Source organism: Pseudomonas brassicacearum, assembly GCF_000585995.1.
GTDB lineage: Bacteria > Pseudomonadota > Gammaproteobacteria > Pseudomonadales > Pseudomonadaceae > Aquipseudomonas > Aquipseudomonas brassicacearum_A.
In genome coordinates, this window is record NZ_CP007410.1 from 5,836,041 (window position 1) to 5,862,985 (window position 26,945).

Sequence of the window (26,945 nt, forward strand, 5' to 3'; positions counted from 1 at the left end):
CGCGATGGGCGCACCACCAATCCAAAGCCAGGCCCACATTGTGGCGAGGGAGCTTGCTCCCGCTCGACTGCGCAGCAGTCGCCTTCGGATTTGAATCAAGCCCAGAAGATTGGGGCTGCTGCGCAGCCCAGCGGGAGCAAGCTCCCTCGCCACGGGGTTCCGTGGTGTTTGTTACAACCCGCCCGTCGCCTGAAACCCTACCCCTATCGCCGTCAACAACGACAACGGCAACAACAAGGTATCGAGCAACGCACTGCCCGGCAGGTCGACACCCGGATAGCTCGGGGCCTCGGCGCCAAAGCGGTCCTTGGCGCAGCAGCCGCCGTTGAGGGCGTAGAGATCCAGGCGCGTCCCCGCATACACCACCGGCGCCCCAGGCTTGGCGGCGTCGAGGGTGCGGGCGGTGGCGCAGCCGGTCAGCTGCAGCGCCAGCAGCACGATCAGCAGCTTATTCATCGCTGCTCAAATGATGCTCGCCCCAGCGCGGCAACATGTCTTGAGGGATGTTCAGCAGGTTGAGAATCCGCGCGACCACGAAATCGATCAGATCGTCGATGGTCTGTGGCTGGTGATAAAAACCCGGCGACGCCGGCAGGATGGTCACGCCCATGTTCGACAACTTGAGCATGTGCTCCAGATGAATGCTCGAATACGGCGCTTCCCGCGGCACGAGGATCAACTGGCGGCGCTCCTTGAGCGTGACGTCCGCGGCCCGCTCGATCAGGTTGTTGCAGGCCCCGGTGGCAATCGCCGACAGCGTCCCGGTGGAACACGGCACCACCACCATGGCCGCCGGCGCGCCGGAACCCGAGGCCACCGGCGACATCCAGTCTTCCTTGCCATACACCCGGATCTGCCCCGCCGCCGCCCCGGTGTATTCGGTGAGGAAGGCCTGCATCATCTGGGTCTTGGACGGCAGGGTCACGTCGGTTTCGGTAGCCATGACCAGCTGCGCCGCCTTGGAAATGAGGAAGTGCACCTCACGGTCTTCCCGTACCAGGCAATCGAGCAGGCGCAGACCGTACGGGGCGCCGGAAGCCCCGGTCATCGCCAGCGTGATGCGTTCCGGGCCATTGCTCTCCAACAGAGTGTTCATCGCAGCGCCTCGGCCAGTTTGCCGTGCAGGCCGCCAAAGCCGCCATTGCTCATGATCACCACGTGGGTGCCGGGCTGGGCCTGGCTCTTCACGCGTTCGATGATGCCTTCCAGGGAATCGCTGACAATCGACGGCACGGTGCACAGCGCGGCAGTGGCACCCAGGTCCCAGCCGAGGTTGGCCGGTGCGTACCAGATCACCTGGTCGGCATCGACCACGCTTTCCGGCAAACCGTCGCGGTGCGCGCCAAGCTTCATGGAGTTGGAACGCGGCTCGATGATCGCGATCAGCGGCGCATCACCGATGCGTTTGCGCAAACCGTCGAGGGTGGTGGCGATAGCGGTCGGGTGGTGGGCGAAGTCGTCATAGATAGTGATGCCACGCACCTCGGCGACTTTCTCCATCCGCCGCTTCACGCTTTTGAACGCGCTCAACGCGGCAATGCCCATGGATGGCACCACGCCGACATGACGGGCCGCCGCCAGGGTCGCCAGGGCGTTGGCGACGTTATGCTGGCCGGTCATGTCCCACTCGACCACACCTTGGGACACGCCTTCGAACATCACTTCGAACTGCGAACCGTCGTCCTTGAGCAACTTCACTTGCCACTGCCCGCCCACGCCGGTGGTTTGCACCGGGGTCCAGCAGCCCATCTCGATGACACGCTGCAACGCCGGTTCGGTGGTCGGATGGATGACCAGGCCTTCGCTGGGGATGGTGCGTACTAAGTGATGGAACTGCCGCTCGATGGCTGGCAGATCGGGGAAGATGTCGGCGTGATCGAACTCAAGGTTATTGAGGATCGCCGTGCGCGGACGGTAGTGGACGAATTTCGAACGCTTGTCGAAAAACGCGCTGTCGTATTCGTCCGCCTCGATCACGAAGAACGGTGTGCCACCCAGCCGCGCCGACACCGAGAAATTCTGCGGCACGCCGCCGATCAAGAAGCCCGGGCTCATGCCCGCGTGCTCCAGCACCCAGGCGAGCATGCTGCTGGTGGTGGTCTTGCCATGGGTGCCGGCCACGGCCAGGACCCAACGGCCCTGCAACACGTGATCCGCCAGCCACTGCGGCCCGGACACGTACGGCAAGCCCTTGTTAAGCACGTACTCCACCGCCGGGTTGCCCCGGGACATGGCGTTGCCGATGACCACCAGGTCTGGCGCCGGATCCAGCTGCGCCGGGTCATAGCCTTGGGTCAGCTCAATGCCCTGGGCTTCCAGCTGCGTGCTCATCGGCGGGTAGACGTTGGCGTCGGACCCGGTGACGTGATGGCCCAGCTCCTTGGCCAGGACAGCCATCGAACCCATGAAAGTGCCGCAAATACCGAGAATATGGATGTGCATAGTCGACCTCGTAAAACATGGCCGCAGGTTAGCGTAGGGAGGGGGAAATCGCACCTTGTGTTTCGAACGGCAGCCATCAGGACACTGCAAATCCCCTGTGGGAGCGAGCTTGCTCGCGATAGCGGTGGGTCAGTTTGCGGCGATGTTGAATGTGCCGCCGCCATCGCGAGCAAGCTCGCTCCCACAGTTGAATGTACAACCCGGCTTTTGTGGCGAGGGAGCTTGCTCCCGCTGGGCTGCGAAGCGGCCCCAAGCTTTCTTTCCACCCCTGAAACCGAAGGCGACTGCTGCGCAGCCGAGCGGGAGCAAGCTCCCTCGCCACATGAAGCCGGTTTGACTGGGGGATGGTGGTTGTCATCGGTCAGCGGGCGATGGCGTGTTTGCGCAGCTTCCGGTAGAGGGTGTTGCGGCTGATGCCCAGTTGCTCGGCGGTGTGGGTCATGTGCCAGCGCTGGCGTTCCAGTGCGTCGATCAAGGCCAACCGCTCAGCGTCGTCCAGCGGCCGCTCGGCCGGCGTTTCAACCATCACCGCGGCCGGGCGCTGGCGGATCATCGCCGGCAAGTCTTCCAGCCCAATCCGTCCGCCATCGCACAGCGCGGCCAGGGTCCGCAGCACGTTACGCAGTTGTCGCACGTTGCCCGGCCAATCAAACCCCAGCAGTGCCTGGCGCGCCGGCTCGTCGAGGGTCACCACTTCAGCGCCTGCCTCTTCGGCCAGCAGGAAGTCCAGCAACTGCGACTTGTCACTGCGCTCACGCAACGCCGGCAGTGGGATTTCCAAGCCGTTGAGGCGGTAATACAAATCCTCGCGAAAACTGCCATCCCGCACCCGGTCGAGCAACTGCCGGTGGGTGGCGCTGATGATGCGCACGTTCACCGCCTCAGGTTCACCGCCGATGGGCACCACCTGGCGATCCTCCAGCACCCGCAGCAAACGGGTCTGCAAGGCCAGGGGCATGTCGCCGATTTCGTCGAGGAATAGCGTGCCACCGTCGGCCTGTTGCAGCTTGCCACGCATGCCTTCCTTGCGCGCCCCGGTGAAGCTGCCGCCGCGATAACCAAACAGCTCGCTCTCGATCAAACTTTCCGGAATGGCCGCGCAGTTGAGGGCCACGAAATGCTTGCCGGCGCGCTGGCTGGCGTGGTGCACGGCCTTGGCGAAGGCTTCCTTGCCGGAGCCGGTTTCGCCGTGGATCAGCAGTGGCACATCGCGCTCGAACACCCGCAGGGCCTTGCGAAAATGCTCCTGCAATGCCGCATCCCCCAGACAGATGCCTGGCAGTCGTGCAGGCTCGATGACTTTGAGCGCCGGGGCGAGCGGAACCGGCACGCTGCGGGGCTGGCCACGCAACACCGCGAATAAATGCCGACCGTCCCGGGTGCGCAACGGCCAACTGGCGCTGGCCTGGGGGCTGGCGCGGCCGAGCAGCTCGTCCAGCGAACAGTCGAAAAAGTCTTCCACCCGCTGCCCTAGCAAGCTGCCGCGAATATGCCCCAACAGGTTCAGTGCGCTCTGGTTGACGGCGCTGATCCGCCCTTCGCCGTCGAACGCCAGCAACCCTTCGCTGAACAGCCCCACGGATTCGGCCTGCAAATGAAAGCGCAGCAGCCATTGGTTGTCGAAGCAACGGAGGAAATAGCAGCTCTCGATCATCTTTGCCGAGAGGTTGACCAGGGCCATGGTGTGGAACTGGCTCTGGCGCGACACGTCCGGCCGGGCCGAGGACACATCAAGCACCGCCAGCAGTTCGCCCTGGGGGTCGAAGACCGGGCTGGCCGAGCAGGTCAGGCCGGTGTGGCGGCCACGGAAATGTTCTTCCTGGTGGATGGTCAGGGCCTGGCGTTCCACCAGGCAGGTGCCGATGCCGTTGGTGCCTTCGCAGGCTTCGCTCCAGTCGGCGCCGAGCCAGAGGCCGGCCCGTTCGAAAATCTTGCGCTCGCTGGGGGCGGTGACGCAGTTGAGGATCACGCCCCGGGCGTCGGTCAGCAGCACCGCGTGGCCGGCGCCGGAGAGTTGCTGGTGCAGGCTGGTCATTTCCGTGCCGGCGATGTGCAGCACCTGCTGCAGGCGTTCGCGGCTTTCCAGCACCCGGCCATGTTCGAGCACCGTTGGCGCCAGGTTCTGGGCCGGGTCGAGGTGATAGTCCTCGAGGCAGCGCAGCCAGGAACGGGCAATCGACGGATCGCTGCCAGGGCCCTGCAGGTGGGCCTTGCCCTGGGTGACCGTCAGGACTTGCTGGGCATGGCGACTCAAGTGGTTGCTGTGCATTTCTTATTATTCTCCCCGAAGGACCTTTGGACCTGCCAACACATACCCCGTGGCGAGGGAGCTTGCTCCCGCTGGGCTGCGCAGCAGCCCCAAAACCTGAGTTTGCGGTGTATCAGGCTGACCGAGTTGGCTGCCTTGGGACCGCTTCGCGCTCCAGCGGGAGCAAGCTCCCTCGCCACAAAAGCCGTCCTGCCACAAAAATACATTTGCCAGAGATTCCAGGATCGAAGCCCAGCATCCTCCAGCCCAACCGCCTTTGCAATGCTGGCGCGACCTGTCAGTCACAGACCGTCTCGTATCTGGCACAAACTGTCACACCCGCTGTATCACAAGCGTCACACCCCCATCCGTTTGTCCGACCAACTCCTCCTAAAGTCTTGATTTACGGGCCCTGCAAGGCAATGGCCCAACCTTTGCTCTAGGCTTAGATACCAGCGCTCGATTTTGCGCGGCTCCCTTATAAGCACAAAAGCCAAGGAGAACTCATCATGCGTTACGCTCACCCCGGTACTGAAGGCGCTATCGTTTCGTTCAAGAGCAAATACGGTAACTACATCGGCGGCGAGTTCGTCGCGCCTGTCAAAGGTCAGTACTTCACCAATACTTCCCCGGTCAATGGCCAGCCCATTGCCGAATTCCCGCGTTCCACCGCCGAAGACATCGAAAAAGCCCTGGACGCCGCCCACGCCGCCGCCGATGCCTGGGGCGCCACCTCGGCCCAGGCCCGCTCGCTGGTCCTGCTGAAAATCGCCGATCGCATCGAGCAGAACCTCGAAGTGCTGGCGATCACCGAGTCCTGGGACAACGGCAAGGCTGTGCGCGAAACCCTCAACGCCGACATCCCCCTGGCCGCCGACCACTTCCGCTACTTCGCCGGTTGCCTGCGGGCCCAGGAAGGCGCGGCCGCCGAGATCGACGGCAACACCGTGGCCTATCACATCCATGAACCCTTGGGCGTGGTCGGGCAGATCATCCCGTGGAACTTCCCGCTGCTGATGGCCGCCTGGAAACTCGCGCCGGCCCTGGCCGCCGGTAACTGCGTGGTGCTCAAGCCGGCCGAGCAAACCCCGCTGGGCATTTGCGTGCTGATGGAGCTGATCGGCGACCTGCTGCCACCTGGCGTACTGAACGTGGTGCAAGGCTTCGGCAAAGAAGCCGGTGAAGCCCTGGCCACCAGCAAGCGCATCGCCAAGATCGCCTTCACCGGTTCCACCCCGGTGGGCTCGCACATCATGAAATGCGCCGCCGAGAACATCATCCCGTCCACCGTGGAGCTGGGTGGCAAGTCGCCAAACATCTTCTTCGAAGACATCATGCAGGCCGAACCGAGCTTCATCGAGAAAGCCGCCGAAGGCCTGGTGCTAGCGTTCTTCAACCAGGGCGAAGTCTGCACCTGCCCATCCCGGGCGCTGGTCCAGGAATCGATCTACGACGAATTCATGCAAGTGGTGATGAAGAAAGTCCTGCAGATCAAACGTGGCGACCCGCTGGACACCGACACCATGGTCGGCGCCCAGGCGTCCGAGCAGCAATTCGACAAGATTCTTTCGTACCTGGAAATCGCCAAGGGCGAAGGCGCCGAGCTGCTGACCGGCGGCAAGGTGGAAAAACTCGAAGGCAACCTGGCCAGCGGTTACTACATCCAGCCGACCCTGCTCAAGGGCACCAACAAAATGCGCGTGTTCCAGGAAGAAATCTTCGGCCCAGTGGTGAGCATCACCACCTTCAAGGACGAAGCCGAAGCCCTGGCGATCGCCAACGACACCGAGTTCGGCCTCGGCGCCGGCTTGTGGACCCGCGACATCAACCGCGCCTACCGCATGGGCCGGGCGATCAAGGCCGGTCGCGTCTGGACCAACTGCTACCACCTGTACCCGGCGCATGCCGCGTTCGGTGGCTACAAGAAGTCCGGTGTCGGCCGTGAAACCCACAAGATGATGCTCGACCACTATCAGCAGACCAAGAACCTGCTGGTGAGTTACGACATCAATCCGTTGGGGTTCTTCTAAGCCCTTGGGGCAAGGCAGGTTCTCCTGCTTTGCCCCTTCGATAGCCATCGCGAGCAAGCTCGCTCCCACAGGGATCTGTGGATAACTCGTTTTCCAGGGTTGGCAACAAATCCACTGTGGGAGCGAGCTTGCTCGCGATGGCGCCCTCACTGACAACATCAATTTACCGCCCCACCGCTCTGGCATGAGCTTTGCGTGCCCGCTCCACAGCAAACCCGAAAGTCCAATAGATCAAACAATAAAAAAGACAGAGAGGACTTATGACTTCTACCACCCAACTCAAACCCACACTCGGCACCCTGCATTTATGGGGCATCGCCGTCGGCCTGGTGATTTCCGGCGAGTACTTCGGCTGGAGCTACGGCTGGGGCACCGCAGGGACCCTGGGCTTTCTCGTCACCGCCCTCATGGTGGCGTTGATGTACACCTGCTTCATCTTCAGCTTCACCGAATTGACCACCGCGATTCCCCACGCCGGCGGGCCTTTTGCCTACAGCCGACGGGCCTTTGGCGAGAAAGGCGGGTTGATCGCCGGCATCGCCACCCTGATCGAATTCGTCTTTGCGCCCCCGGCCATCGCCATGGCCATCGGCGCCTACCTCAACGTGCAATTCCCGGAACTGGACCCCAAACTCGCGGCGGTCGGCGCGTACATCGTGTTCATGACCCTGAACATCCTCGGCGTCAGCATCGCCGCCGCCTTTGAGCTGGTGGTCACCGTGCTGGCGGTCGCCGAGTTGCTGGTGTTCATGGGCGTGGTCGCGCCGGGCTTCAGCTTCAGTAACTTCGTGCTCAACGGCTGGTCCGGCTCCAATGAATTCACCCTCGCCTCGATCCCCGGCATTTTCGCGGCGATCCCCTTCGCGATCTGGTTCTTCCTCGCCATCGAAGGCGCGGCCATGGCCGCCGAAGAAGCCAAGGACCCGAAACGCACGATTCCCCGCGCCTATGTCAGCGGCATCCTGACCCTGGTGTTCCTGGCCATTGGCGTGATGATCATGGCCGGCGGCGTGGGCGACTGGCGCACCCTGTCGAACATCAACGACCCGCTGCCCCAGGCCATGAAGGCGGTGGTCGGCAACAATTCAACGTGGATGCACATGCTGGTGTGGATCGGCCTGTTCGGCCTGGTGGCGAGTTTCCACGGCATCATCCTCGGCTACTCGCGGCAGTTCTTCGCCCTGGCCCGGGCCGGTTACCTGCCCCGTGGCCTGGCGAAACTGTCGCGCTTCCAGACCCCGCACCGGGCGATCCTGGCCGGCGGCGTCATCGGCATCGCGGCGATCTACAGCGATGGCCTGGTGAACCTGCAAGGCATGACCCTGACCGCCGCGATGATCACCATGTCGGTGTTCGGCGCCATCGTGATGTACATCATCAGCATGCTCAGCCTGTTCAGATTGCGTAAGACCGAACCGAACCTGGAACGCACCTTCCGCGCCCCAGGCTACCCAATCGTGCCGGGCATTGCGTTGTTCCTGGCGGTGGTGTGCCTGGTGGCGATGGCCTGGTTCAACATGGTGATTGGCTTGGTGTTCCTCGGTTTCATGATTATCGGCTACCTGTATTTCCAACTGACCGCCAAGCAACGCTCCGATGCACCGGCGGACGCTATGCTCACAGGTATCTGAAAATTGCACTGGCGCCGGGCTGAGGGCCTGGCGCCTGCCATTTAAAAGTGCACACCAACCCTCTGTGGGAGCGAGCTTGCTCGCGATAGCGGTCTTACATCCGGCACATGTGTTGAATGACACACCGCTATCGCGAGCAAGCTCGCTCCCACAGGGTGATGGGTTGTATTTAAGTTATTTAGAGAACCAGGAGGACACCGCCCATGGCCGCATTCGCCCATTCCGTCGGCGCCCAGACCTATCGCTTCGACAGCCTCAAGGACCTGATGGCCAAGGCCAGCCCGGCGCGTTCCGGGGATTTCCTCGCCGAAATCGCCGCGCTCAACGATGGCGAGCGGGTGGCCGCGCAAATGACCTTGGCCGACTTGCCCCTCAGCCATTTCCTGCAAGAAATGCTGATCCCTTACGAGGTTGACGAAGTCACCCGGCTGATCGTCGACACCCACGATAAACACGCCTTCGCCACCGTCAGCCACCTCACGGTCGGCGGTTTTCGTGACTGGCTGCTCGGCGACGCCGCCGATGAAGACAGCCTGCGGGCGCTGGCTCCGGGCCTGACGCCGGAGATGGTTGCGGCCGTCTCCAAGATCATGCGCGTGCAAGACCTGGTATTGGTGGCACAGAAAATCCGCGTGGTGACCAAATTCCGCGGCACCCTCGGCCTGCGCGGGCGCTTGTCCACCCGCCTGCAACCCAACCACCCCACCGACGAACCGGCCGGGATCGCCGCGAGCATTCTCGACGGCCTGCTCTACGGCAACGGCGACGCCATGATCGGCATCAACCCGGCCACCGACAGCACCGCCTCGATCTGCGCCATGCTGGAAATGCTCGACGCCATCATCCAGCGCTACGACATCCCCACCCAGGGCTGCGTGCTGACCCACGTCACCACCTCCATCGAAGCGGCGAACCGCGGCGTGCCCCTGGATCTGGTGTTCCAGTCCATCGCCGGCACCGAAGCGGCCAACGCCAGTTTCGGCATCAACCTGAACGTGCTGAAGGAAGGCTACGACGCCGGGCTCAGCCTGAATCGCGGCACCTTGGGCAACAACCTGATGTATTTCGAAACCGGCCAGGGCAGCGCGCTGTCGGCCAACGCCCACCACGGCGTCGATCAACAGACCTGCGAGACCCGGGCCTACGCCGTAGCACGGCATTTCAACCCGTTCCTGGTGAACACGGTTGTAGGCTTCATCGGCCCGGAATACCTGTACAACGGCAAACAGATCATCCGCGCCGGCCTCGAAGACCACTTCTGCGGCAAGCTGCTGGGCGTGCCGATGGGCTGCGACATCTGCTACACCAACCACGCCGAAGCCGACCAGGACGACATGGACACCCTGCTGACCCTGCTGGGCGTGGCCGGGATCAACTTCATCATGGGCATCCCCGGCTCCGACGACATCATGCTCAACTACCAGACCACCTCGTTCCACGACGCCCTCTACGCCCGCCAGACCCTGGGCCTCAAGCCCGCGCCGGAATTCGAAACCTGGCTGGCGAACATGGGCATCTTCACCCAGGCCGATGGCCGGGTGCGGTTCGGCGACAACCTGCCACCGGCGTTCCGTCACGCCCTCGCGCATTTGGGATAAGTGAGCTGCCCATGGATAAAAAACCTGTCGACCCGCAAAACCCTTGGCTGAACCTGCGCAACCTCACCCCGGCGCGCATCGCCCTCGGTCGCACCGGCACCAGCCTGCCGACCCAGGCGCAACTGGATTTCCAGTACGCCCACGCCCAGGCCCGTGATGCCGTGCACCTGGCGTTCGACCATGAGGGCATTCGCACGCAACTCACTGAACGCGGCCGCGAAAGCCTGTTGCTCCACAGCGCCGCCATTGACCGCAACAGCTATCTACAGCGTCCGGACTTGGGCCGACGGCTCGACGACGTTTCTGCGCAAGTTCTGGATGACTACGCCAAGGCCCATCCCGGCGGCGTGGACCTGGCGATCGTGGTGGCCGACGGCCTGTCGGCGCTGGCGGTGCATCGGCATACCTTGCCGTTCCTGGCGCGGCTGGAAGAACAGATCGCCGCTGAAGGCTGGTCGACGTCGCCCGTAATCCTGGTGGAACAGGGCCGGGTCGCGGTGGCCGATGAAGTGGCCGAGCGGCTTGGCGCAAAAATGTCGGTGATCCTGATCGGCGAACGCCCCGGCCTCAGCTCGCCCGACAGCCTGGGGCTGTATTTCACCTACAACCCCAAGGTCGGCCTGACCGATGCCTATCGCAACTGCATCTCCAACGTCCGCCTCGAAGGCCTGAGCTACGGCATGGCCGCCCATCGCTTGATCTACCTGATGCGCGAGGCCTGCCGCCGGCAGCTTTCGGGGGTCAATCTGAAGGACGAAGCCCAGGTTCATACTCTGGATTCGGAAAGCGCTGCCGATATGAAAGGTAACTTCCTACTGATGCCGCCCCGAAGCTGACAGATGCAACCGATTGCGTTTTTGATCCGCTTTCAGGCAGCATCGAAGCACGACAGAGCACCGTCGTTGTCAGAATTTCTGTCGACCTTTGCAGACGAGACCTACCATGCGGATTATCCAAGCCACGCTGGAACACCTGGACCTGCTGACCCCATTGTTCGTCAAATACCGGGAATTCTACGGCTCGCTGCCCTACCCGGACTCGTCCCGAGCCTTCCTTGAAAAGCGCCTGCGCCGCAAGGAATCGGTGATCTACCTGGCCCTGCCGGATGACGATGACAGCCGGTTGCTGGGGTTCTGCCAGCTCTACCCGAGCTACTCGTCGCTGTCCCTCAAGCGCGTGTGGATCCTCAACGACATCTACGTCGCCGAAGACGCCCGCCGCCAACTGGTGGCCGACAACCTGATCCGCACCGCGAAAAAAATGGCCAAGGAAACCAACGCCGTACGCATGCGCGTCTCCACCAGCAGCAACAACGAAGTCGCGCAGAAAACCTACGAATCGATCGGCTTCAAGGAAGACACCGAGTTCAAGAACTACGTGTTGCCGATCAGTGAAGGCATATAACCCAACACCAATACTTCTGTGGTGAGGGAACCCTCACCACACCAATATCCCTGACACAACACCAAGCCCTTGTGGCGAGGGGATTTATCCCCGCTGGACTGCGCAGCAGTCCCAAACCTGAGCACTCGGTGCATCAGTTTGATCGAGCCGCCTACTTCAGGGCCGCTCCCCGCCCCAACGGGGATAAATCCCCTCACCACAAAAACCAACCCCACCAATCCCCCTGACACACCCCCCCCGTGGCGAGGGAGCTTGCTCCCGCTGGGCTGCGCAGCAGCCCCAAACCTGAGCACGCGATACATCAGACTGACCGAGTCAGCCGCTTCAGGGCCGCTCCGCGCCCCAGCGGGAGCAAGCTCCCTCGCCACAAAAGCCAGCGCCCCCCTGCCCCAACACCAAACCCATTGTGGCGAGGGGATTTATCCCCGCTGGGCTGCGCAGCAGCCCCAAAACCTGAGCACGCGGTGCATCAGACTCACCGAGTCGGCTGATTTAGGGCCGCTCCGCGCCCCAACGGGGATAAATCCCCTCACCACAAAACCAGCGCACATCCATCCCTCTGACACACCACCAACCCCGTGGCGAGGGAGCTTGCTCCCGCTGGGCTGCGAAGCAGCCCCAAAACCTGAGCACGCGATACATCAGACTGACCGAGTCAGCCGCTTCAGGGCCGCTCCGCGCCCCAGCGGGAGCAAGCTCCCTCGCCACAAAAGCCAGCGCCCCCCTGCCCCAACACCAAACCCATTGTGGCGAGGGGATTTATCCCCGCTGGGCTGCGCAGCAGCCCCAAAACCTGAGCACGCGGTGTATCAGATTGACCGAGTCGCCTGCTTCAGGGCCGCTTCGCGCCCCAGCGGGAGCAAGCTCCCTCGCCACAAGAGCCTTCACCCGGCCTTCACCCAACCACAACACCCCCGAAATCCCTAGCTACAAACTCACCCCGCTCCCCACCCTCCAGCCCGTATAATGCCGCTCTTCCCAGCTTGTAAGAAAAAGCTACACACTCTGTAGCCATACTCTAAGCCCGACCCAAAGCCTGCCGAGCCAGGCCACCACCACAGGTGTTATGCATGGATTTCAACCCCCTCGACCTCATCCTGCACCTCGATGTATACCTCGACCTGCTGGTGACCAACTACGGAACCTGGGTCTACGCCATCCTGTTCCTGGTGATCTTCTGTGAAACCGGCCTGGTGGTCATGCCGTTCCTGCCCGGCGACTCCCTGCTGTTCATCGCCGGCGCCGTCGCCGCCGGTGGCGCCATGGACCCACTACTGCTCGCCGGTCTGCTGATGCTCGCGGCGATCCTCGGCGACAGCACCAACTACCTCATCGGCCGCACCGCTGGCGAAAAACTGTTCAGCAACCCCAACTCAAAAATCTTCCGCCGCGACTACCTGCAGCAAACCCACGACTTCTACGACAAGCACGGCGGCAAAACCGTGACCCTGGCGCGCTTCCTGCCGATCATCCGCACCTTCGCCCCCTTCGTCGCCGGCGTCGGCAAAATGAACTACCTGCGCTTCCTCGGCTTCAGCGTCCTCGGCACCGTCCTCTGGGTCGGCGGCCTGGTGACCCTCGGCTACTTCTTCGGCAACGTACCCTTCATCAAGCAAAACCTGTCGCTGCTGGTGGTGGGCATCATCCTGCTGTCGCTGCTGCCGATGATCATCAGCCTGGTCCGCAGCAAAATGAACCAGCGTGCTTCGAAAGCCTGATCGCCCATGTGGTCCCTGAGCAGCTGGCGCCGCCAACGCACCCTCGCCAAACACCCCGTCCCCGACGAAACCTGGCAACGCGTGCGCCATCAACTGAGCTTCCTCGACGGCATCAGCGCCGCCGAGGACCAGTGGCTGCGGGAAGCCTGCGTGCTGTTCCTGCATGACAAACACCTCACCGCCCTGCCCGGCGTCGAACTGCACCAGGAACAACGCCTGCTCCTCGCCGCCCAGGCCCAGCTGCCACTGATGCACCTCGGCGACTTGAACTGGTACCAGGGCTTCCACGAAATCGTCCTCTACCCCGACGACTTCCTCAGCCCCCAGCGCTACCGCGACGCCAGCGGCATCGAGCACGAGTGGGACGGCGAACACAGCGGCGAAGCCTGGCCCCAAGGCCCGATCATCCTGGCCTGGGACGGCGTGATGGCCAGCGGCGGCTGGGACGGCTACAACCTGGTGATCCACGAACTGGCGCACAAACTCGACATGCTCAACGGCGACGCCAATGGCCTGCCACCGCTGCACCCCGGCATGCGCGTCAGCGACTGGGCCGAAGCCATGCAACAGGCCTTCGACGACCTCGACCGCCAACTGGACCAGAACCCCGACGCAGAAACCGTCATCGACCCCTACGCAGCGGAAAACCCCGCCGAGTTCTTCGCCGTCACCAGCGAATACTTCTTCAGCGCCCCGGACCTGCTGCACCAGGCCTATCCAAAGGTCTATGAACAGCTCAAGACGTTCTACCGCCAGGATCCTTTGTCCCGGCTGCGGCAACTTCAGGCCGAAGATCCGGTCTATCAGGCGTCATACTAAGGTCTCTACGACCCTGGTAACGTGGCATCAGCGGCCGAATATGCCTATAATCGCCGCCACTTTTTGGTCAATCCGACCAGTCATTTGGTCAACTAACGGGGGCACCGCCCAATGAGCTACAGCAAGATTCCGGCTGGCAAAGACCTGCCGAACGACATCTACGTCGCGATCGAAATCCCGGCCAACCACGCCCCGATCAAATACGAAATCGACAAAGACAGCGATTGCCTGTTCGTTGACCGTTTCATGGCCACCCCCATGTTCTACCCGGCCAACTACGGTTACATCCCCAACACCCTGGCCGACGACGGCGACCCCCTCGACGTGCTGGTCGTGACCCCATACCCAGTCGCCCCAGGCTCGGTCATCCGCGCCCGTCCAGTCGGCATCCTGAACATGACCGACGACGGCGGCGGCGATGCCAAAGTCATCGCAGTGCCACACGACAAACTGTCGCAACTGTACGTCGACGTGAAGGAATACACCGACCTGCCACCGCTGCTGATCCAGCAGATCGAGCACTTCTTCGCGAACTACAAAGACCTCGAAAAAGGCAAGTGGGTCAAGATCGAAGGCTGGGCCGGCGCAGACGCCGCCCGCGAAGCGATCCTCAAATCGGCCGCCGCCTACAAAGGCTGAGACCGAATTTGAAGAAGAACCCCGGTTTGCACCGGGGTTTTTTTATGCCTTAATAGAGCTTAATACATCACCGTATTAATAGTGTTTAGCAACGTTTAGCCCGCGCCTTTCAAATCCTGCAAACGGAAAGATCGTCTTATATATTTGAACGACATGTTTATTGCCGAAAACAGCGTCGTCTCTAAACTTTCCGTTTATGAAAATACTTTCCAGTGGCGACCGCTTCCGAGCCCTTCTAAAAGAAGCGAACATCCGATCCGCCGACTTCGCGAAGTTATACGGCGTGAAATCCCAGCACGTGAACAACTGGTTCAACCGTGGCATCCCAGCGAGCCGCATCTACTCCATCGCCAGCCTGCTGACCGTCAGCCCGGAGTGGCTCGCCCATGGCGAAGGCCCGCAAACCCCATTGGGCCTCGGCCCCGGCACCACCTATGAGGCGGCCGAAAACGATGGCGTCTACAGCGTGCTGGAACCCACGGACATCGAACTGCCCTTCTACAAGGAAGTCCCCATCGCCCCAGGCGAAAGCCAAACCCACATCATCGAAATACCCGACCAAACCATCCGCCTGCCCCGCAGCCACCTCGAATCCCTCGAAATCAACCCCAACGACGCCATCTGCACCACCATGGTCGGCGACAGCATGGCCGAACGCATCGAAGACGGCTCCACCCTCGCCATCGACCGCGGCCTGACCCAAATCGTCGACGGCCAAATCTACGCCGTCGAACACGACGGCATGCTTCGCATCAAATACCTGCACCGCGTGCCTGGTAATCGGCTGCGGCTGCGCAGCCACAACAGCACCGCCTACCCCGACGAAGTCTTCACCCTGGAACAGATCGAAGCGCAGAACATCAAGGTGTTGGGCTGGGTGTTCTGGTGGTCCACCCTCAACAAACAACGACCACCGGTCTGCGAATGATTCACTTGCATCACCACTCCCCCCGTGGCGAGGGAGCTTGCTCCCGCTGGGCTGCGAAGCAGCCCCCGCTTTTTCCCCGAACCACCGATAACCCAATGATTCCACACCATTTACCACTGGGATTCTGCCAAAAACCCGCGTATCCTCCGCCCCACATTTGCGAGCCCACGCCTCGCACCGACAAGGCAGATCACTTTCTGACCAAGTCCCACAGCCGGCCGCAAGAGCCGGATGTACGTTTTGAAGGCTGGTGAGGTTTGTCAAAAACGAACTGAGTTAGTCAACGAGAAGCCGGCCATAAGCCGGCTTTTTAATGTTCTATTGAAAAATATTCTCATCCTCTAGAAGCTCTGGAGCCTTACTAGATCAATGGGTGAAACTATTTTCCTCCCCAACCGTTGAGCCACCTTGCGGTTCACACTAAAGGCGGCAGCCCGAGCTCTTTGAGGAACGTATTGTGTTTGTCCCGTGCCTTCTGAATGGTTTCTTCCAGCGCGACCAGCTCGTCATTGACAGCCTTTAAGTCAACCTCTGCCTCTGCGCTTGCCGTGCTGATGTAGCGAGAAATATTCAGGTTGTAGCCGTTCCTTTCAATCTCCCCCATATCCACCCGACGAGCATAGCGGGACTCTTCTTTGCGGAATTGGTAGGTTTCGATGATCTTGGCGATGTTCTCATCGGTCAGTTGGTTCTGGCGCTTACCTTTGATGAAGTGTTCAGTCGCGTTAATAAACAACACGTCGTCCGGTTGCTTGCACTTCTTGAGCACGAGAATGCACACCGGGATTCCCGTGGAATAAAACAGGTTGGATGGCAAGCCGATCACGGTGTCGATGTGGCCGTCTTTTAGCAGCTTGGTACGGATGCGCTCCTCGGCACCGCCACGGAACAGCACCCCATGGGGCAAGATTATAGCCATCACGCCCTCTTCTTTCAGAAAGTGAAAGCCGTGCAGCAGAAAGGCAAAGTCAGCAGCCGATTTCGGGGCCAGACCGTGGTTTTTGAAGCGCACGTCGTCGGCCATGGCTTCGGTTGGATCCCAGCGGTAGCTGAAAGGTGGATTGGCGACAATGGCATCGAAAGCGGGTTTTTTTGCGGGGTTTAGCTCACGTAGAATGTCCCAGTCATTGCTCAGGGTGTCGCCGTGGTAAATCTCAAACTCGGTGTCCTTCACCCCGTGCAGTAACATGTTCATACGTGCCAAGTTGTAGGTGGTGATATTCTTTTCCTGGCCATAAATCTTGCCAATACCATGCGGTCCCATGCGCTTGCGCACGTTAAGCAGCAGCGAGCCAGAACCACAGGCGAAATCCAGCACGCTTTCCAGGCGCTTTTTTGGACCGGTTTTTGGGTCTTGGCTGTCAAGGGTGACAATGGCGGAAAGGATGTCGGAAATCTGTTGCGGAGTGTAGAACTCGCCCGCCTTCTTGCCTGAGCCCGCGGCAAACTGGCCAATCAGGTATTCATAGGCGTCGCCCAACGCATCAATATCTGTGGAGAAGTCTGCTAGGCCCTCTGCGATCTTTTGGATGATGGTGCAGAGCTTAGCGTTGCGGTCGACATAGGTTCTGCCCAGTTTGTCGGAACCGAGATTGATCTCTGAGAAGAGCCCCTGAAAGGTGCTCTCAAACGATTCGGTTTCGATGTATTTAAAGCCTGCCTGCAATGTGCTGAGCAGTTCACCGTTCTGGGTGCGGGCCATGTTGGCGATGCTGTTCCAGAGGTGTGCGGGTTCAATGACGTAATGTACCTTACGGCGCATTTGCTTTTCGAAAGCGGGGATATCCGCTTTGTTCTCCTCATACCAGACTTGTAGAGAAGTCGATACCCCCGTCCTTAGCAAAACGTCAGTGGGTAACTCTGGATAATCTTTTCCAAGTTCCTTCTTGGCTGCTATTTCATAGTTATCTGACAGATACCGCAGGAAGAGAAAGGACAGCATGTAGTCGCGAAAGTCGTCCGCATTCATGGCTCCGCGAAGTTGATCGGCGATGGCCCAAAGGGTTTGGCCAAGTTGCTTTCTATTGATATCGTTCATGTGATGGCTTCGGTTGTGGGCGCTAGGATCGGTGCGGTAACGGCTGCGGCTGATGTCGTGCCCGATTGGTCAGGCAGGGCGAATTTGAATGTGCTGATGAAGTCTTTGAGAATGCGGCGGAACAGATCCTTGTTGTCCTCGCCCATTACAGTTGGTTCATTGATGGCATATTTTCCGTGGCTCAGAAGGTTAAGTGCACGGTTGTAGAGCGCTGTGTCTTCCTCATTCGCGAGAGCTTTAAGACAGAAGGAAATGTCTGCGTGGCCAAAGAACGAGGCCGTTTTTTCCATGATGCTGCGCAACGCATTGAAGTGGAATGTGTAGAGCTTGCCTGAGTCGGGGTCGGCAGCCGCCTGTAGCTCGGCGAGTGTCGCGACGTGATGAAAAAACGGCGTGTCCTCGGTGGCCCTGAGGGAAAAGACACCTTCACCATTCGGACGGTGCAGGAAGTAGCGCTTGTGAGATACCTTCGGCTCCCCTTCCTTCGCCCTACCGATCTCATTGCACATGACGTTGAAAAAGAGGGCGTGGTGGGAGGAGAAAACCACCTTGATAGGATCGGGACCACCATTCGGGCCCGTCCGGCTTGCGGCACGGCGCAGGAGTTTGGCGAGATCGCAGGCAACAGCAATGGCGTTGTTGTCATCGAGCGAGGAGATAGGATCGTCGATGTAGAGGTATTTTTTCGACTGATAGGAGATGTGTCCATCGAGCATGCGCTCGCAGATGGCCATGAATAGGCACCAAATGAAGATGTTCTGCTCGCCTCGGGAAATCTTGATGTTCTCCGCCTCGCCTTTGCGGAAAGTTACAGTCCATATCCCGTAATCAATGTCGAAGTCAAAATCGGCATAACGGCTGAGGTAGCCCGCTATGGTTTCGTCGAGCGCAAGGTCTTTCAGGCCGTTGAAGAAAGCGGAGCCAGAATTAAGCTGCAGGTGGCGAGCTGTATCACCGGCGAGGTCATTCTCCCAAGTGAACAGGTCTTCCGTGTAGGCATTGAAGTAGAGGGTGTCAGCAATGCCGTTGTTCCTGCGCTTGCCCGCATCCTTGAACTCCATGGAGAGCCGCGTTTTGCCCGTGCGGTTATAGGCGTAAAGAAGGACAAGCGCTGTGGGCTTCGTCGGGTTATTTAAGTCGTCGCGCAGCCGTGTCACCAGCGTACGTAAACTTTGGTAAGTGCGAATACCGCTCATGCCACCACCTCAACTGGGGCTGGGAAAAGCTGCTGCATTAACCCTTTCTTGTGGTTCTTGAGGGCTTCGAGTTTTTGAGTTTGCGCGGTGATGAGGTCATCAAGAGCAGTGAGGCAGTCGGCGATACGTTGTTGCTCGGGGAGCAACGGGAGGCGGAAAAGCAGATCTATAAAAAATTGGAGTCCGATAGTTTTTATTGTGCTTCCCGTGGCTGCCCTTTCGAAGATGGGTTTGGAGTTTTGTAAAAAGTGATACAAAAACCAATTTGAAAGCAGACTAGATTTGCACGTCCATGCGATGAAATGCTGGCTCACCGCCATTGGGATACCCATGACCGCGCTCTTTCCGACTCCTGCATCACGGCTGATCAGAACCGTGCCCTCTGGATGAAGAACAGCAGAAGAGTTCTGTATGCCTTTCTCGGATATTTCTATCGCGGTGTTTGAGATTAACCCACAATCCAAACGCTTCGAATCGGCCAGTGATACCCACTTAATGCCACCGTTGTAATACTCGGGATAGCTTTTGCTTGGGGTATGGCCGGAACCTCTCTTGGCAAGGTCTTCCAGTCTCTTCTCCACCCATTCCCCTACGTTTTGGAATTCGGGGAAGCGGAGGCGAGGTTGGGTTTCGCCTTCGCGAGGGAAAAGCTGCTGCATCAGCCCTTTTTTATGGGTTTTGAGTGCGCTCACTTTGCGCCCTTGAGCTGCTATCAATTCGTCCAGTGAATTTAGGCAATCAGCAATTTTTTGTTGTTCATCTGGTGATGACGTAGGCAAAGGCATCGCCATAAAGTCTTCGCTTGATATGGCCATCCTATCGTGGCGTGCACCAGTGCTAGATGCCTGCCGCATGTAGGTATGCCAGCCGGCAGTTTTGAAAAAATGTTCGTAAAAATCGTTCCTATCGTCTTTGAATTTAAAAACCGTATACAGTGGCGACATTACTCCTGTGCCAATTTTATTCTTTGATATGGGACCTACGGGCGCTGTTGACGAAATGCGTGGATTGTAGACGTAGCTGCCCAGCGCAACAACAAGGTAACCCTCAAGCTTTCCTTGCGTAGCGATGTCCTTATCAAAAAAATCTCGCTGATCTACTACACCAAACTCAGCAGAGTTGGTCAGCACACGAACAATTTTTTCGTCTCGATTTTTCTGTTTAGCACGAAACGCCAAACGATTTAGAGGGATAGACTTCCACCTCCCCGCCTCCCGAAACTCTGGAAAGCGCAGTTTCGGCACCAGGTCGGATTCTCCGTCTTCCTTCGCGCCGGTTGTTTTTGTCTTACTGCTCATACGCGCTAAGTCCTGAGATATCGCGGCCTTGGGCGCGCTTGATAAGTAGCTCGTGAAGTTCTTTCATCAGAGCGAGTTCGGCCAGAGCACGTGCTTTCCAACCGAGGTCGAGCGGGGCCATAAGGTCACTGAGCTGTTCGCCATCGAAGATCATGCGCTGGAGAATGCCATCCACAAAGCTTTGTAAAACAGCTGGATCTAGATGATGTTTGCTTGCAATGTGGGCGAGTTCGGCGGCGTCTTTTTGTTGCTTGAAGCGGGTATAGCCGTTGCGGATAGCGGTTTCGCTCAGGCCCTCCCCCGCTTTGAGCGTGGAGATATAGGCGGCAATGTCCTCGCGCTCGTTCATAAACTTGGCATCAGCCTGGATCAGACCAATAAGCTGATCGCGACTCATCTTCTGTTTGCTAGGTTCCTGCTGCGAGAAGCGCGACATCAGCGCCACGATGTAGTCGTAGTCAATAACAGCAGAGGCGAAGAGCACGAACTCAAAATCGAGCTGGTCCAGTACGTCGGTTTTGCCATCTCCTGCATCTTTACCGTTCTTATCTTGCTGGGCCTTAAGGCGCTGGGCCGTTTCCAGGTAAGCACCGCGAAAGCCGAGGAGATTTTCCTTGGGAAGGATGTGCTCAATGGCGGCGGCGTTGTCTTCAGTGAGATCGGTGTACTGATCAAGCTGGGTTTTGAGGCGCTGCACTTCCTTGAAGTGGCTGATAAAAGCAGCGCGGGCATCGTCGCCTTTCAGGTTATGCACAGCCTCCGGTGCGCAGGCCACACCTTGCGATTGCATAAAATCATCCAGCTTTTGCACGGCAGTCCGTAGTTTTTCAATAACCACGGGGGCCTTATCCACCAGCCAGATTTCGCGAGCCTGTTTGCCGGATTGTTCGCCAGAGAACCGGGTAATGGCGATATCTACAGCTTCTTGCTGCTGGCGGAAGTCGAGAATATTACCGTAGGGCTTGGTGCTGTTAAGTACGCGGTTGGTACGCGAGAACGCCTGAATCAAACCGTGATACTTGAGGTTTTTATCCACGTAGAGCGTGTTCAGGTATTTGGAGTCGAAGCCGGTAAGCAGCATGTCGACCACGATGGTGATGTCGACTTTCTGCGTATGCGGGTGGTCGGCATTGGGCCACTGTTGGTCTTTGATGCGCTTTTGCACGTCCTGGTAGTAGAGGTCGAACTCGCTAATGTTGTAATTGCTGCCGTAGCGGGTGTTGTAGTCGGCCAGGATGGCTTTAAGCGCCGCTTTCTTGCCTTCTGGATCTTCTTCGTTGTCCTGCTTTTCTTGCGGTAGGTCTTCCTGAATCTGCTTTACGTCCGCATTGCCTTCGGCAGGCGGCGAAAATACGCAGGCGATATTCAGCGGCTGATAGTCAGGGTCGGTCAGTTGTTTGGCATGTTGCATCTCGGCAAACAGGCTGTGGTACTCGATGGCGTCGTTGATGCTCGCCGTAGCCAAAATGGCATTGAAACGACGCTGGGCGGTGGCCATGTCGTGTTTTGAGAGGATAGCTTCGATCACCGCACGCTTTGCCAAGCCTTCTCCCGGCTTGGGTGTTTTTTTGCCTTCTGGTTTGAAGTAATCGATATGGAAGCGCAGCACGTTGGCGTCTTCAATAGCGTGGGTGATGGTGTAAGCGTGCAACTGTTTCTGGAATAGTTCATCTGTGGTTTGGTACGAAGCCTGCTGATCTTCCACTTTTACTCGTGAGGCATTTTCTTCAAAAATGGGCGTGCCGGTAAAACCGAAGAGTTGAGCTTTGGGAAAAAACTCTTTGATGGCTTTGTGGTTCTCGCCAAACTGGGAGCGGTGGCATTCATCGAAAATGAACACAACGCGTTTGTTGCGCAGAGGGGCCAACTGCTCTTTGTAGGTGACATGGCCGTTTCGTTTGCGCTGCTTGTTACGTTTGCTACTTTCATCCAGGGCGAGGCCGAGCTTCTGGATGGTGGTGACTATAACTTTGTCGGCGTAGTCCTCGGACAGCAGCCGGTGCACCAGAGCAGCGGTGTTGGTATTTTCTTCGACGCAGCCTTCCTGAAACTTGTTGAATTCCTCACGGGTCTGGCGGTCGAGGTCTTTGCGGTCCACCACAAAGAGACATTTCTCGATATCAGGGTTGTCCTTGAGCAAGGTGGACGCCTTGAAGGATGTGAGTGTCTTGCCGCTGCCCGTTGTGTGCCAGATATAGCCGTTGCCGCAGTTTTGCTGGATGCAGTCGACGATGGCCTTGACCGCGTAGACTTGATACGGACGCATCATCATGAGCTTTTGCTCGCTGGCAATAAGCACCATGTATCGGCTGATTGTTTGGCCAAGCGTACATTTGACAAGGAAAGTCTCGGCGAAATGGTCGAGATAGGTAATCTTTTTGTTCGCCTCGTCAGCAAACTGGTAGATGGGTAGGAAGCGCTCATCGGCGTTGAACGAGAAGTGACGGGCGTTATTATTGGCGAAGTAGTACGTGTTGTCGCGGTTGCTGACGATGAACAACTGCAGGAAACACAGCAACGTTTTGGTATAGCCGTTACCGGGGTCGTTTTTGTACTCGACGATCTGTTCCATGGCGCGGCGCGGATTGACGCCCAGCGTTTTCAGCTCTACTTGAGCGCACGGCACACCGTTGATGAGGATGAGCACATCAAAACGGTGGTGGCTGTTGTCGGTATTGATGCGCAGCTGGTTCACCACCTCGAAGCTGTTTTTGCACCAGTCTTTGATGTTGACCAGCGTGTAGTTCAACGGGGTACCGTCTTCGCGGGTGAAGGCATTACGCTCGCGCAGGGTACGCGCCGCCGCAAACACATCAGGGGTAACGATCTCGTCGAGCAGGCGGGCAAATTCGCCATCAGTAAGGCGAACGCGGTTGAGGGCCTCGAATTTCTCACGAAAGTTGCGCTCTAGCGAGGCGCGGTCTGTGATGTCTGGGCGGTAGTTGTATTTGAGCTCAATTAGCTTGTCAATAAAGCCTTGTTCGATTATTTGCTCACTCATTGATGATGCTCTGCGATCTTCATATGGCCCGTAATAAAAAATGACTATTGTGAATCGCCACGCGAGGGCTGGAAAAGGGCCTGTGCTCGTCAGTAGCGCAGCTATGAGGAGATCGTGATTCTGCTCTCCAGCCAGCGCTGTATTGAGCAGATAGGCCTTCAGTTTGTCTACACGAACGCTCACGCCCATCCGGGTTGGACAGACTACTATAGCGACCTGACGAATCTCGACCAAATCAATTGGCCTATCATTCAACGACACGATTCCAAGCACGAACCTGGAGCGGTATCAGGCCGAAGCGCTGATCCACAATCATCTACCCATTACAGGACTCCTTGGCATCATGTGCTACACCGATGCAATGAAAGAACGCATAGAGCAGGACGTGGCCGCCAGGGGCCTGGCGCTGCCTGTCCATGCGCGTCCGGGATGGTATTTCCAATGATCCGTTTTACCCAAGGCAACCTTCTGGAAGCCAAAACCGAAGCCCTGGTCAACACGGTGAATACCGTGGGCGTGATGGGTAAAGGTATCGCGCTGATGTTCAAGGAGCGCTTCGCCGAGAATTACCGCCTGTACTTGGCTGCCTGCAAGGCTGGTGAAGTGGAGATGGGCAAGGTTCACGTGACCGCGGTCAGCGAACTGGAGGGGCCACGCTGGATTGTGAACTTCCCGACTAAACGGCACTGGCGATCACCTTCGCAGATGGCATGGATAACCGAAGGTTTGCACGACCTACGTCGCTTTCTGATCGAAAACGATGTGAAGTCCGTGGCGGTTCCACCGCTAGGCGCTGGAAACGGTGGTTTGAAGTGGCCGGAGGTTCGCGAACAGATTGTTGAGATCTTGAGTGATCTTGATGTCGATGTGCTGGTGTTCGAGCCTTCCAACCAGTATCTGAACGTCGCTAAGCGTAGCGGTGTAGAGAAGCTCACGCCTGCTCGTGCGCTGATTGCCGAACTGGTTCGTCGCTACTGGGTTCTAGGTATGGAATGCAGCCTGCTTGAGATTCAGAAGCTGGCCTGGTTCCTTGAGCGCGCCATCGAAAAGCTGCCAAACACCGAAAATCCTCTGAATCTCCAGTTCGTTGCGCATAAGTACGGGCCATATGCCAACCGGTTGGAACATCTACTCAATAACCTGGATGGCAGCTATCTGCATTGTGACAAGCGCATCAGTGATGCGGGTATTAGCGACGTGATCTGGTTTGACGAAGGACGCAAAGCTTTCCTACAAACCTATCTCCAAACGGAGGCCAAGGAGTACGCCCAGGCCTTGGAACGCACTGCCGAGTTGATCGATGGCTTTGAGTCGCCTTTCGGCATGGAGTTGTTGGCAACGGTTGATTGGTTGCTGAGCCAGGATGGGATTTCCCCGACTGTTCCTGCCGTGCGCGAGGCGTTGAAGCATTGGGATGGCGGAGCAGGTGCTGCGGCTCGTAAAAGCAAGCTATTCGATGATCAGGCGCTTGGTATCGCGCTGAAGCGGCTGACTTCCAGTAGTTTCAGGGCCGAGACGGTGACCTGCTAGGGATTGGGCAGCAGACTGCTACCCGATTCTGAGGAGCGAATCGCCCCCAGCGCTCGGCCATCCGTGCAGCTGAAGTTGTAGGGATGCCTCTTTTGTAATGATGATTTCCAGATTGAAATCTAAGGCTCGCTTGGTAACTCCACGGAAGTGTCAATTTTTTAGATCGGAGAGAAGGTCCTTCATTTTCCGCTGTAAAGTCAATTGTTTATCTTCTAGTTGCGCTTGCCGCGCGAGCAAACACTCCAGCGACTCACTCAACACCGAAGGTACTGGCACTATATATTTAGAAACTGTCAAGTCCCAGTCATTAGCCTCTATATCTTCTAGAGAAATAAGACTAGCCACCCCCCCGAGCGCTTCCCTGCCAAAAAGCAAACTAGAAAGCAGCTCCACACCGCTATGATCCAAACGATTAAGCCGCTGACTTTTAACAAAAAAACTCGAGGCATCGATAAAAAACACATTATCGCAGGAACATTCTCTTCTCAAAAACAAAATATTAGCGGGAATAGCCGTACCATAGAAAGACATTGAGGGAATAGAAATAACGGCCTCCACATTACCCGATCTAAGCATCCGCTCCCTAATCAATTTTTCACTCCCCCCCCTGAAAAGAACTCCCATAGGAACAATGATCGCCGCACGCCCTTTCTCATTCAGACTAAACAACAAATTTTGTACGAATGCAAAATCGGCACTAGCCTGCGGGGGAACTCCGTACCGAAGAAACTCATTCGATTCACCTTTATCCCAATTTTTTAGGGAAAATGGAGGATTTGCTATAGCCAGATCAAAACGACCAGAGACTTCAGCGTTATAATTTCTCCCAGAAAGGTACCTTTCAACCTCTATGCGACTTTCGCCCACACCATGAACAAATAAATTTGCTTGTGCCACAAAAGCTACGCTAGGGGACATCTCTCTCCCCAACATAAACAACTCACCCTCGGGGGAGGCTCGCCGTACGTGATTGATTGCCTCTACTAAAAATTCGCCTGAACCGCATGAAGGGTCATAGATTCCTTCCCCAGATTTAGGGTCAAGAACTTTTATCATCAAACTGACTATCCCACTCGGAGTGAAGAAATACCCTCCTCGCCCCATGTTTTCCTCTGCAAAAAAAGACAACAACCACTCAAAACACTCGCCTATCGTTCCTTCCCCTTCCCGATTGTAAAGTGGATAGCTGATAAGCTCACCCCAAAGCTCGACTAAGACCAACCCACCCCTGGAGCGAGAATCAGTCAACACATGTATTTTTTCCCAAACTCTTACAAAGTAACCCTCAAAATTTGAACATCTAGGACTCTCAACGACACTCTTAACTAACACCTCTAGTAAAGCTAAAGGATCTGCCCTTTTTATATCCTGCTCACCCACAACAAACTCATATTGCCACCTACAAATCACAAGCAAAATTAAGCTTTCAACAGCTTCAGATTCACTTATATGTAAGCGTAGCTGCTCGAACCTCGCCACAACCAATTTTCTAAAGTCTTCGACCAGAGAACCGCTCACACCAACCCCCTACTTAATATTTTTTGGGCAGCACTCGCCATAATAGCCTCCCCATTAATTATCAACTCATGTAAATTTTCTTTTTGCAGTCGCCAATTATTATAAATCGCTACAACTTCCTTTTGAGCTTCATCATCAGGGACAGGCAGCGTTATCTCAACCAAATTCCTGACACTAATATTTGGAATGGTAGCCGCGGTCCTGATCGAATCCAGAGTTAAACTCCCAATATCCGAATTAAAAAACCAGTGAAGATAATCTAGGGTTACCAGACCGTCTTTAGGCCTAATTATGGCGACCTGATTTGTGGTCGTCACATCCTCCCTAGAGCCTCCCTTCCTAAATATCATCGCCTCAGTTCGGGTCCCTCTCAGCGGCAGAAGCAGATCACCGTCAATTAATTTCACTTTGAGCTTTGAAGGCTCGATATCGGCATACGGAAGCCCTGAGACGTCCGACAGCTCGCCTTCTCTGATATCTTTTATTTGGATTAGCCTAATACCACTTATTGGTTTATCCGTTTCCGCTCGCTCGCGAAAAGTTTGCCCAAGTGACACGTCAGCGATAGTATGGAGCTTCGCCTTTCTCTCCATTACTGCACAATCTCCCCAGATTTGGCCTTCGTCAAGCCAATCTGAATATTACTAATTGCCGCCCCATCACTTTGCACCAAAGAAGAGCGGTTGAAGTCGATATGGATGTTGGGGCTGAGGGCGAGATAGACCGCAAGGATGACTGAGGTCATCGAAGTGGTTTTAGACTTATTTTTTTTCATTTTTAGCTCCTTGCGCGTCAGATGATATGGAGTCGCCTTGCTGGAAGAGCAGAATGCTTGCATACTGCTGCCAAAAGAGAATAGCAAACACTTTCGCAAACCGTCAATGCAGTATTTTATCATTCTGCAGAT

Annotated in this window: 21 protein-coding genes and 1 pseudogene; 11 read left to right on the forward strand and 11 right to left on the reverse strand. The window is 57.5% G+C overall.

All coding sequences use genetic code 11. The features are described 5' to 3' along the window. Positions 1–171: 171 nt before the first annotated feature. The 4 genes from CD58_RS25060 to CD58_RS25075 all read right to left on the reverse strand — a co-directional run bounded on the left by CD58_RS25060 (position 172) and on the right by CD58_RS25075 (position 4,711). Positions 172–456, reverse strand: a complete 285-nt coding sequence (locus CD58_RS25060; RefSeq protein WP_025215661.1) for a YceK/YidQ family lipoprotein — start codon at positions 454–456, stop codon at positions 172–174. After that, positions 449–1,096, reverse strand: a complete 648-nt coding sequence (gene ubiX, locus CD58_RS25065) for a flavin prenyltransferase UbiX (protein WP_038436728.1) — start codon at positions 1,094–1,096, stop codon at positions 449–451. The genes CD58_RS25060 and ubiX overlap by 8 nt, the downstream gene beginning before the upstream one ends. Continuing rightward, positions 1,093–2,442 carry a UDP-N-acetylmuramate:L-alanyl-gamma-D-glutamyl-meso-diaminopimelate ligase gene (gene mpl / locus CD58_RS25070; protein WP_025215663.1) on the reverse strand — a complete coding sequence of 450 codons (1,350 nt, stop codon included), beginning with the start codon at positions 2,440–2,442 and terminating at the stop codon, positions 1,093–1,095. The genes ubiX and mpl overlap by 4 nt, the downstream gene beginning before the upstream one ends. Before the next feature lie 361 nt (positions 2,443–2,803). Next, positions 2,804–4,711 (reverse strand): sigma-54-dependent Fis family transcriptional regulator, encoded by a 1,908-nt coding sequence (locus tag CD58_RS25075; RefSeq protein ID WP_025215664.1) that lies wholly within the window; start codon positions 4,709–4,711, stop codon positions 2,804–2,806. A gap of 488 nt (positions 4,712–5,199) precedes the next feature. Here CD58_RS25075 and CD58_RS25080 point away from each other — a divergent pair, with 488 nt between their 5' ends. From CD58_RS25080 to CD58_RS25120, 9 genes are all read left to right on the forward strand, one after another. Next, on the forward strand, positions 5,200–6,720 hold the full coding sequence (locus tag CD58_RS25080; RefSeq protein WP_025215665.1) for an aldehyde dehydrogenase family protein: 1,521 nt from the start codon (positions 5,200–5,202) through the stop codon (positions 6,718–6,720). A gap of 260 nt (positions 6,721–6,980) precedes the next feature. Further along, entirely contained in the window at positions 6,981–8,351 is a 1,371-nt protein-coding gene (gene eat, locus CD58_RS25085; protein WP_025215666.1) for an ethanolamine permease, read from the forward strand. Between the two features lie 203 nt (positions 8,352–8,554). Then, positions 8,555–9,949: an ethanolamine ammonia-lyase subunit EutB gene (locus CD58_RS25090; protein ID WP_025215667.1), complete on the forward strand. Its 1,395-nt coding sequence runs from the start codon at positions 8,555–8,557 to the stop codon at positions 9,947–9,949. An 11-nt stretch (positions 9,950–9,960) separates the two neighbouring features. Continuing rightward, entirely contained in the window at positions 9,961–10,785 is an 825-nt protein-coding gene (eutC, locus tag CD58_RS25095; protein WP_025215668.1) for an ethanolamine ammonia-lyase subunit EutC, read from the forward strand. Between the two features lie 106 nt (positions 10,786–10,891). After that, positions 10,892–11,353, forward strand: coding sequence for a GNAT family N-acetyltransferase (locus CD58_RS25100; protein ID WP_025215669.1), 462 nt, complete (start codon positions 10,892–10,894; stop codon positions 11,351–11,353). A 1,070-nt stretch (positions 11,354–12,423) separates the two neighbouring features. Further along, on the forward strand, positions 12,424–13,071 hold the full coding sequence (locus CD58_RS25105; protein ID WP_025215670.1) for a DedA family protein: 648 nt from the start codon (positions 12,424–12,426) through the stop codon (positions 13,069–13,071). 6 nt (positions 13,072–13,077) lie between these two features. Next, positions 13,078–13,890 (forward strand): zinc-dependent peptidase, encoded by an 813-nt coding sequence (locus tag CD58_RS25110; protein WP_025215671.1) that lies wholly within the window; start codon positions 13,078–13,080, stop codon positions 13,888–13,890. Between the two features lie 111 nt (positions 13,891–14,001). Continuing rightward, entirely contained in the window at positions 14,002–14,529 is a 528-nt protein-coding gene (ppa, locus tag CD58_RS25115; protein WP_003185828.1) for an inorganic diphosphatase, read from the forward strand. 196 nt (positions 14,530–14,725) lie between these two features. Beyond that, positions 14,726–15,457 (forward strand): LexA family transcriptional regulator, encoded by a 732-nt coding sequence (locus tag CD58_RS25120; protein WP_025215672.1) that lies wholly within the window; start codon positions 14,726–14,728, stop codon positions 15,455–15,457. 415 nt (positions 15,458–15,872) lie between these two features. Here CD58_RS25120 and CD58_RS25125 read toward each other — a convergent pair whose 3' ends face one another. The 4 genes from CD58_RS25125 to CD58_RS25140 are packed head-to-tail and all read right to left on the reverse strand — an operon-like array spanning position 15,873 to position 22,990. Next, the gene (locus CD58_RS25125; RefSeq protein WP_025215673.1) at positions 15,873–17,495 is read right to left on the reverse strand and encodes a type I restriction-modification system subunit M; all 1,623 of its coding nucleotides are present in this window, start codon (positions 17,493–17,495) and stop codon (positions 15,873–15,875) included. Beyond that, the gene (locus tag CD58_RS25130) at positions 17,492–18,691 is read right to left on the reverse strand and encodes an AAA family ATPase (RefSeq protein ID WP_025215674.1); all 1,200 of its coding nucleotides are present in this window, start codon (positions 18,689–18,691) and stop codon (positions 17,492–17,494) included. The genes CD58_RS25125 and CD58_RS25130 overlap by 4 nt, the downstream gene beginning before the upstream one ends. Next, complete coding sequence (locus CD58_RS25135; RefSeq protein WP_025215675.1) at positions 18,688–19,989, reverse strand: restriction endonuclease subunit S; 1,302 nt, start codon at positions 19,987–19,989, stop codon at positions 18,688–18,690. Before CD58_RS25135 ends, CD58_RS25130 begins: the two co-directional genes overlap by 4 nt. Continuing rightward, a complete protein-coding gene (locus CD58_RS25140; RefSeq protein WP_025215676.1) occupies positions 19,979–22,990 on the reverse strand; it encodes a type I restriction endonuclease subunit R in 3,012 nt (1,003 codons plus the stop codon). The genes CD58_RS25135 and CD58_RS25140 overlap by 11 nt, the downstream gene beginning before the upstream one ends. A gap of 96 nt (positions 22,991–23,086) precedes the next feature. Between CD58_RS25140 and CD58_RS29600 the strand changes: the two are divergent. Further along, positions 23,087–23,435 (forward strand): annotated as a pseudogene (locus CD58_RS29600) (DarT ssDNA thymidine ADP-ribosyltransferase family protein); the annotation flags it as partial. After that, a complete protein-coding gene (locus CD58_RS25145; protein WP_025215677.1) occupies positions 23,432–24,520 on the forward strand; it encodes a macro domain-containing protein in 1,089 nt (362 codons plus the stop codon). The pseudogene CD58_RS29600 and the gene CD58_RS25145, both read left to right, overlap by 4 nt. A gap of 150 nt (positions 24,521–24,670) precedes the next feature. Here the strand turns inward: CD58_RS25145 and CD58_RS29605 are convergent, their stop codons facing one another. The 3 genes from CD58_RS29605 to CD58_RS25160 are packed head-to-tail and all read right to left on the reverse strand — an operon-like array spanning position 24,671 to position 26,813. After that, complete coding sequence (locus CD58_RS29605) at positions 24,671–26,038, reverse strand: N-6 DNA methylase (RefSeq protein WP_080712616.1); 1,368 nt, start codon at positions 26,036–26,038, stop codon at positions 24,671–24,673. Continuing rightward, positions 26,035–26,631, reverse strand: coding sequence for a restriction endonuclease subunit S (locus CD58_RS31305; protein ID WP_025215679.1), 597 nt, complete (start codon positions 26,629–26,631; stop codon positions 26,035–26,037). Before CD58_RS31305 ends, CD58_RS29605 begins: the two co-directional genes overlap by 4 nt. Further along, entirely contained in the window at positions 26,631–26,813 is a 183-nt protein-coding gene (locus CD58_RS25160) for a hypothetical protein (RefSeq protein ID WP_025215680.1), read from the reverse strand. The genes CD58_RS31305 and CD58_RS25160 overlap by 1 nt, the downstream gene beginning before the upstream one ends. Between the last annotated feature and the right edge of the window lie 132 nt (positions 26,814–26,945).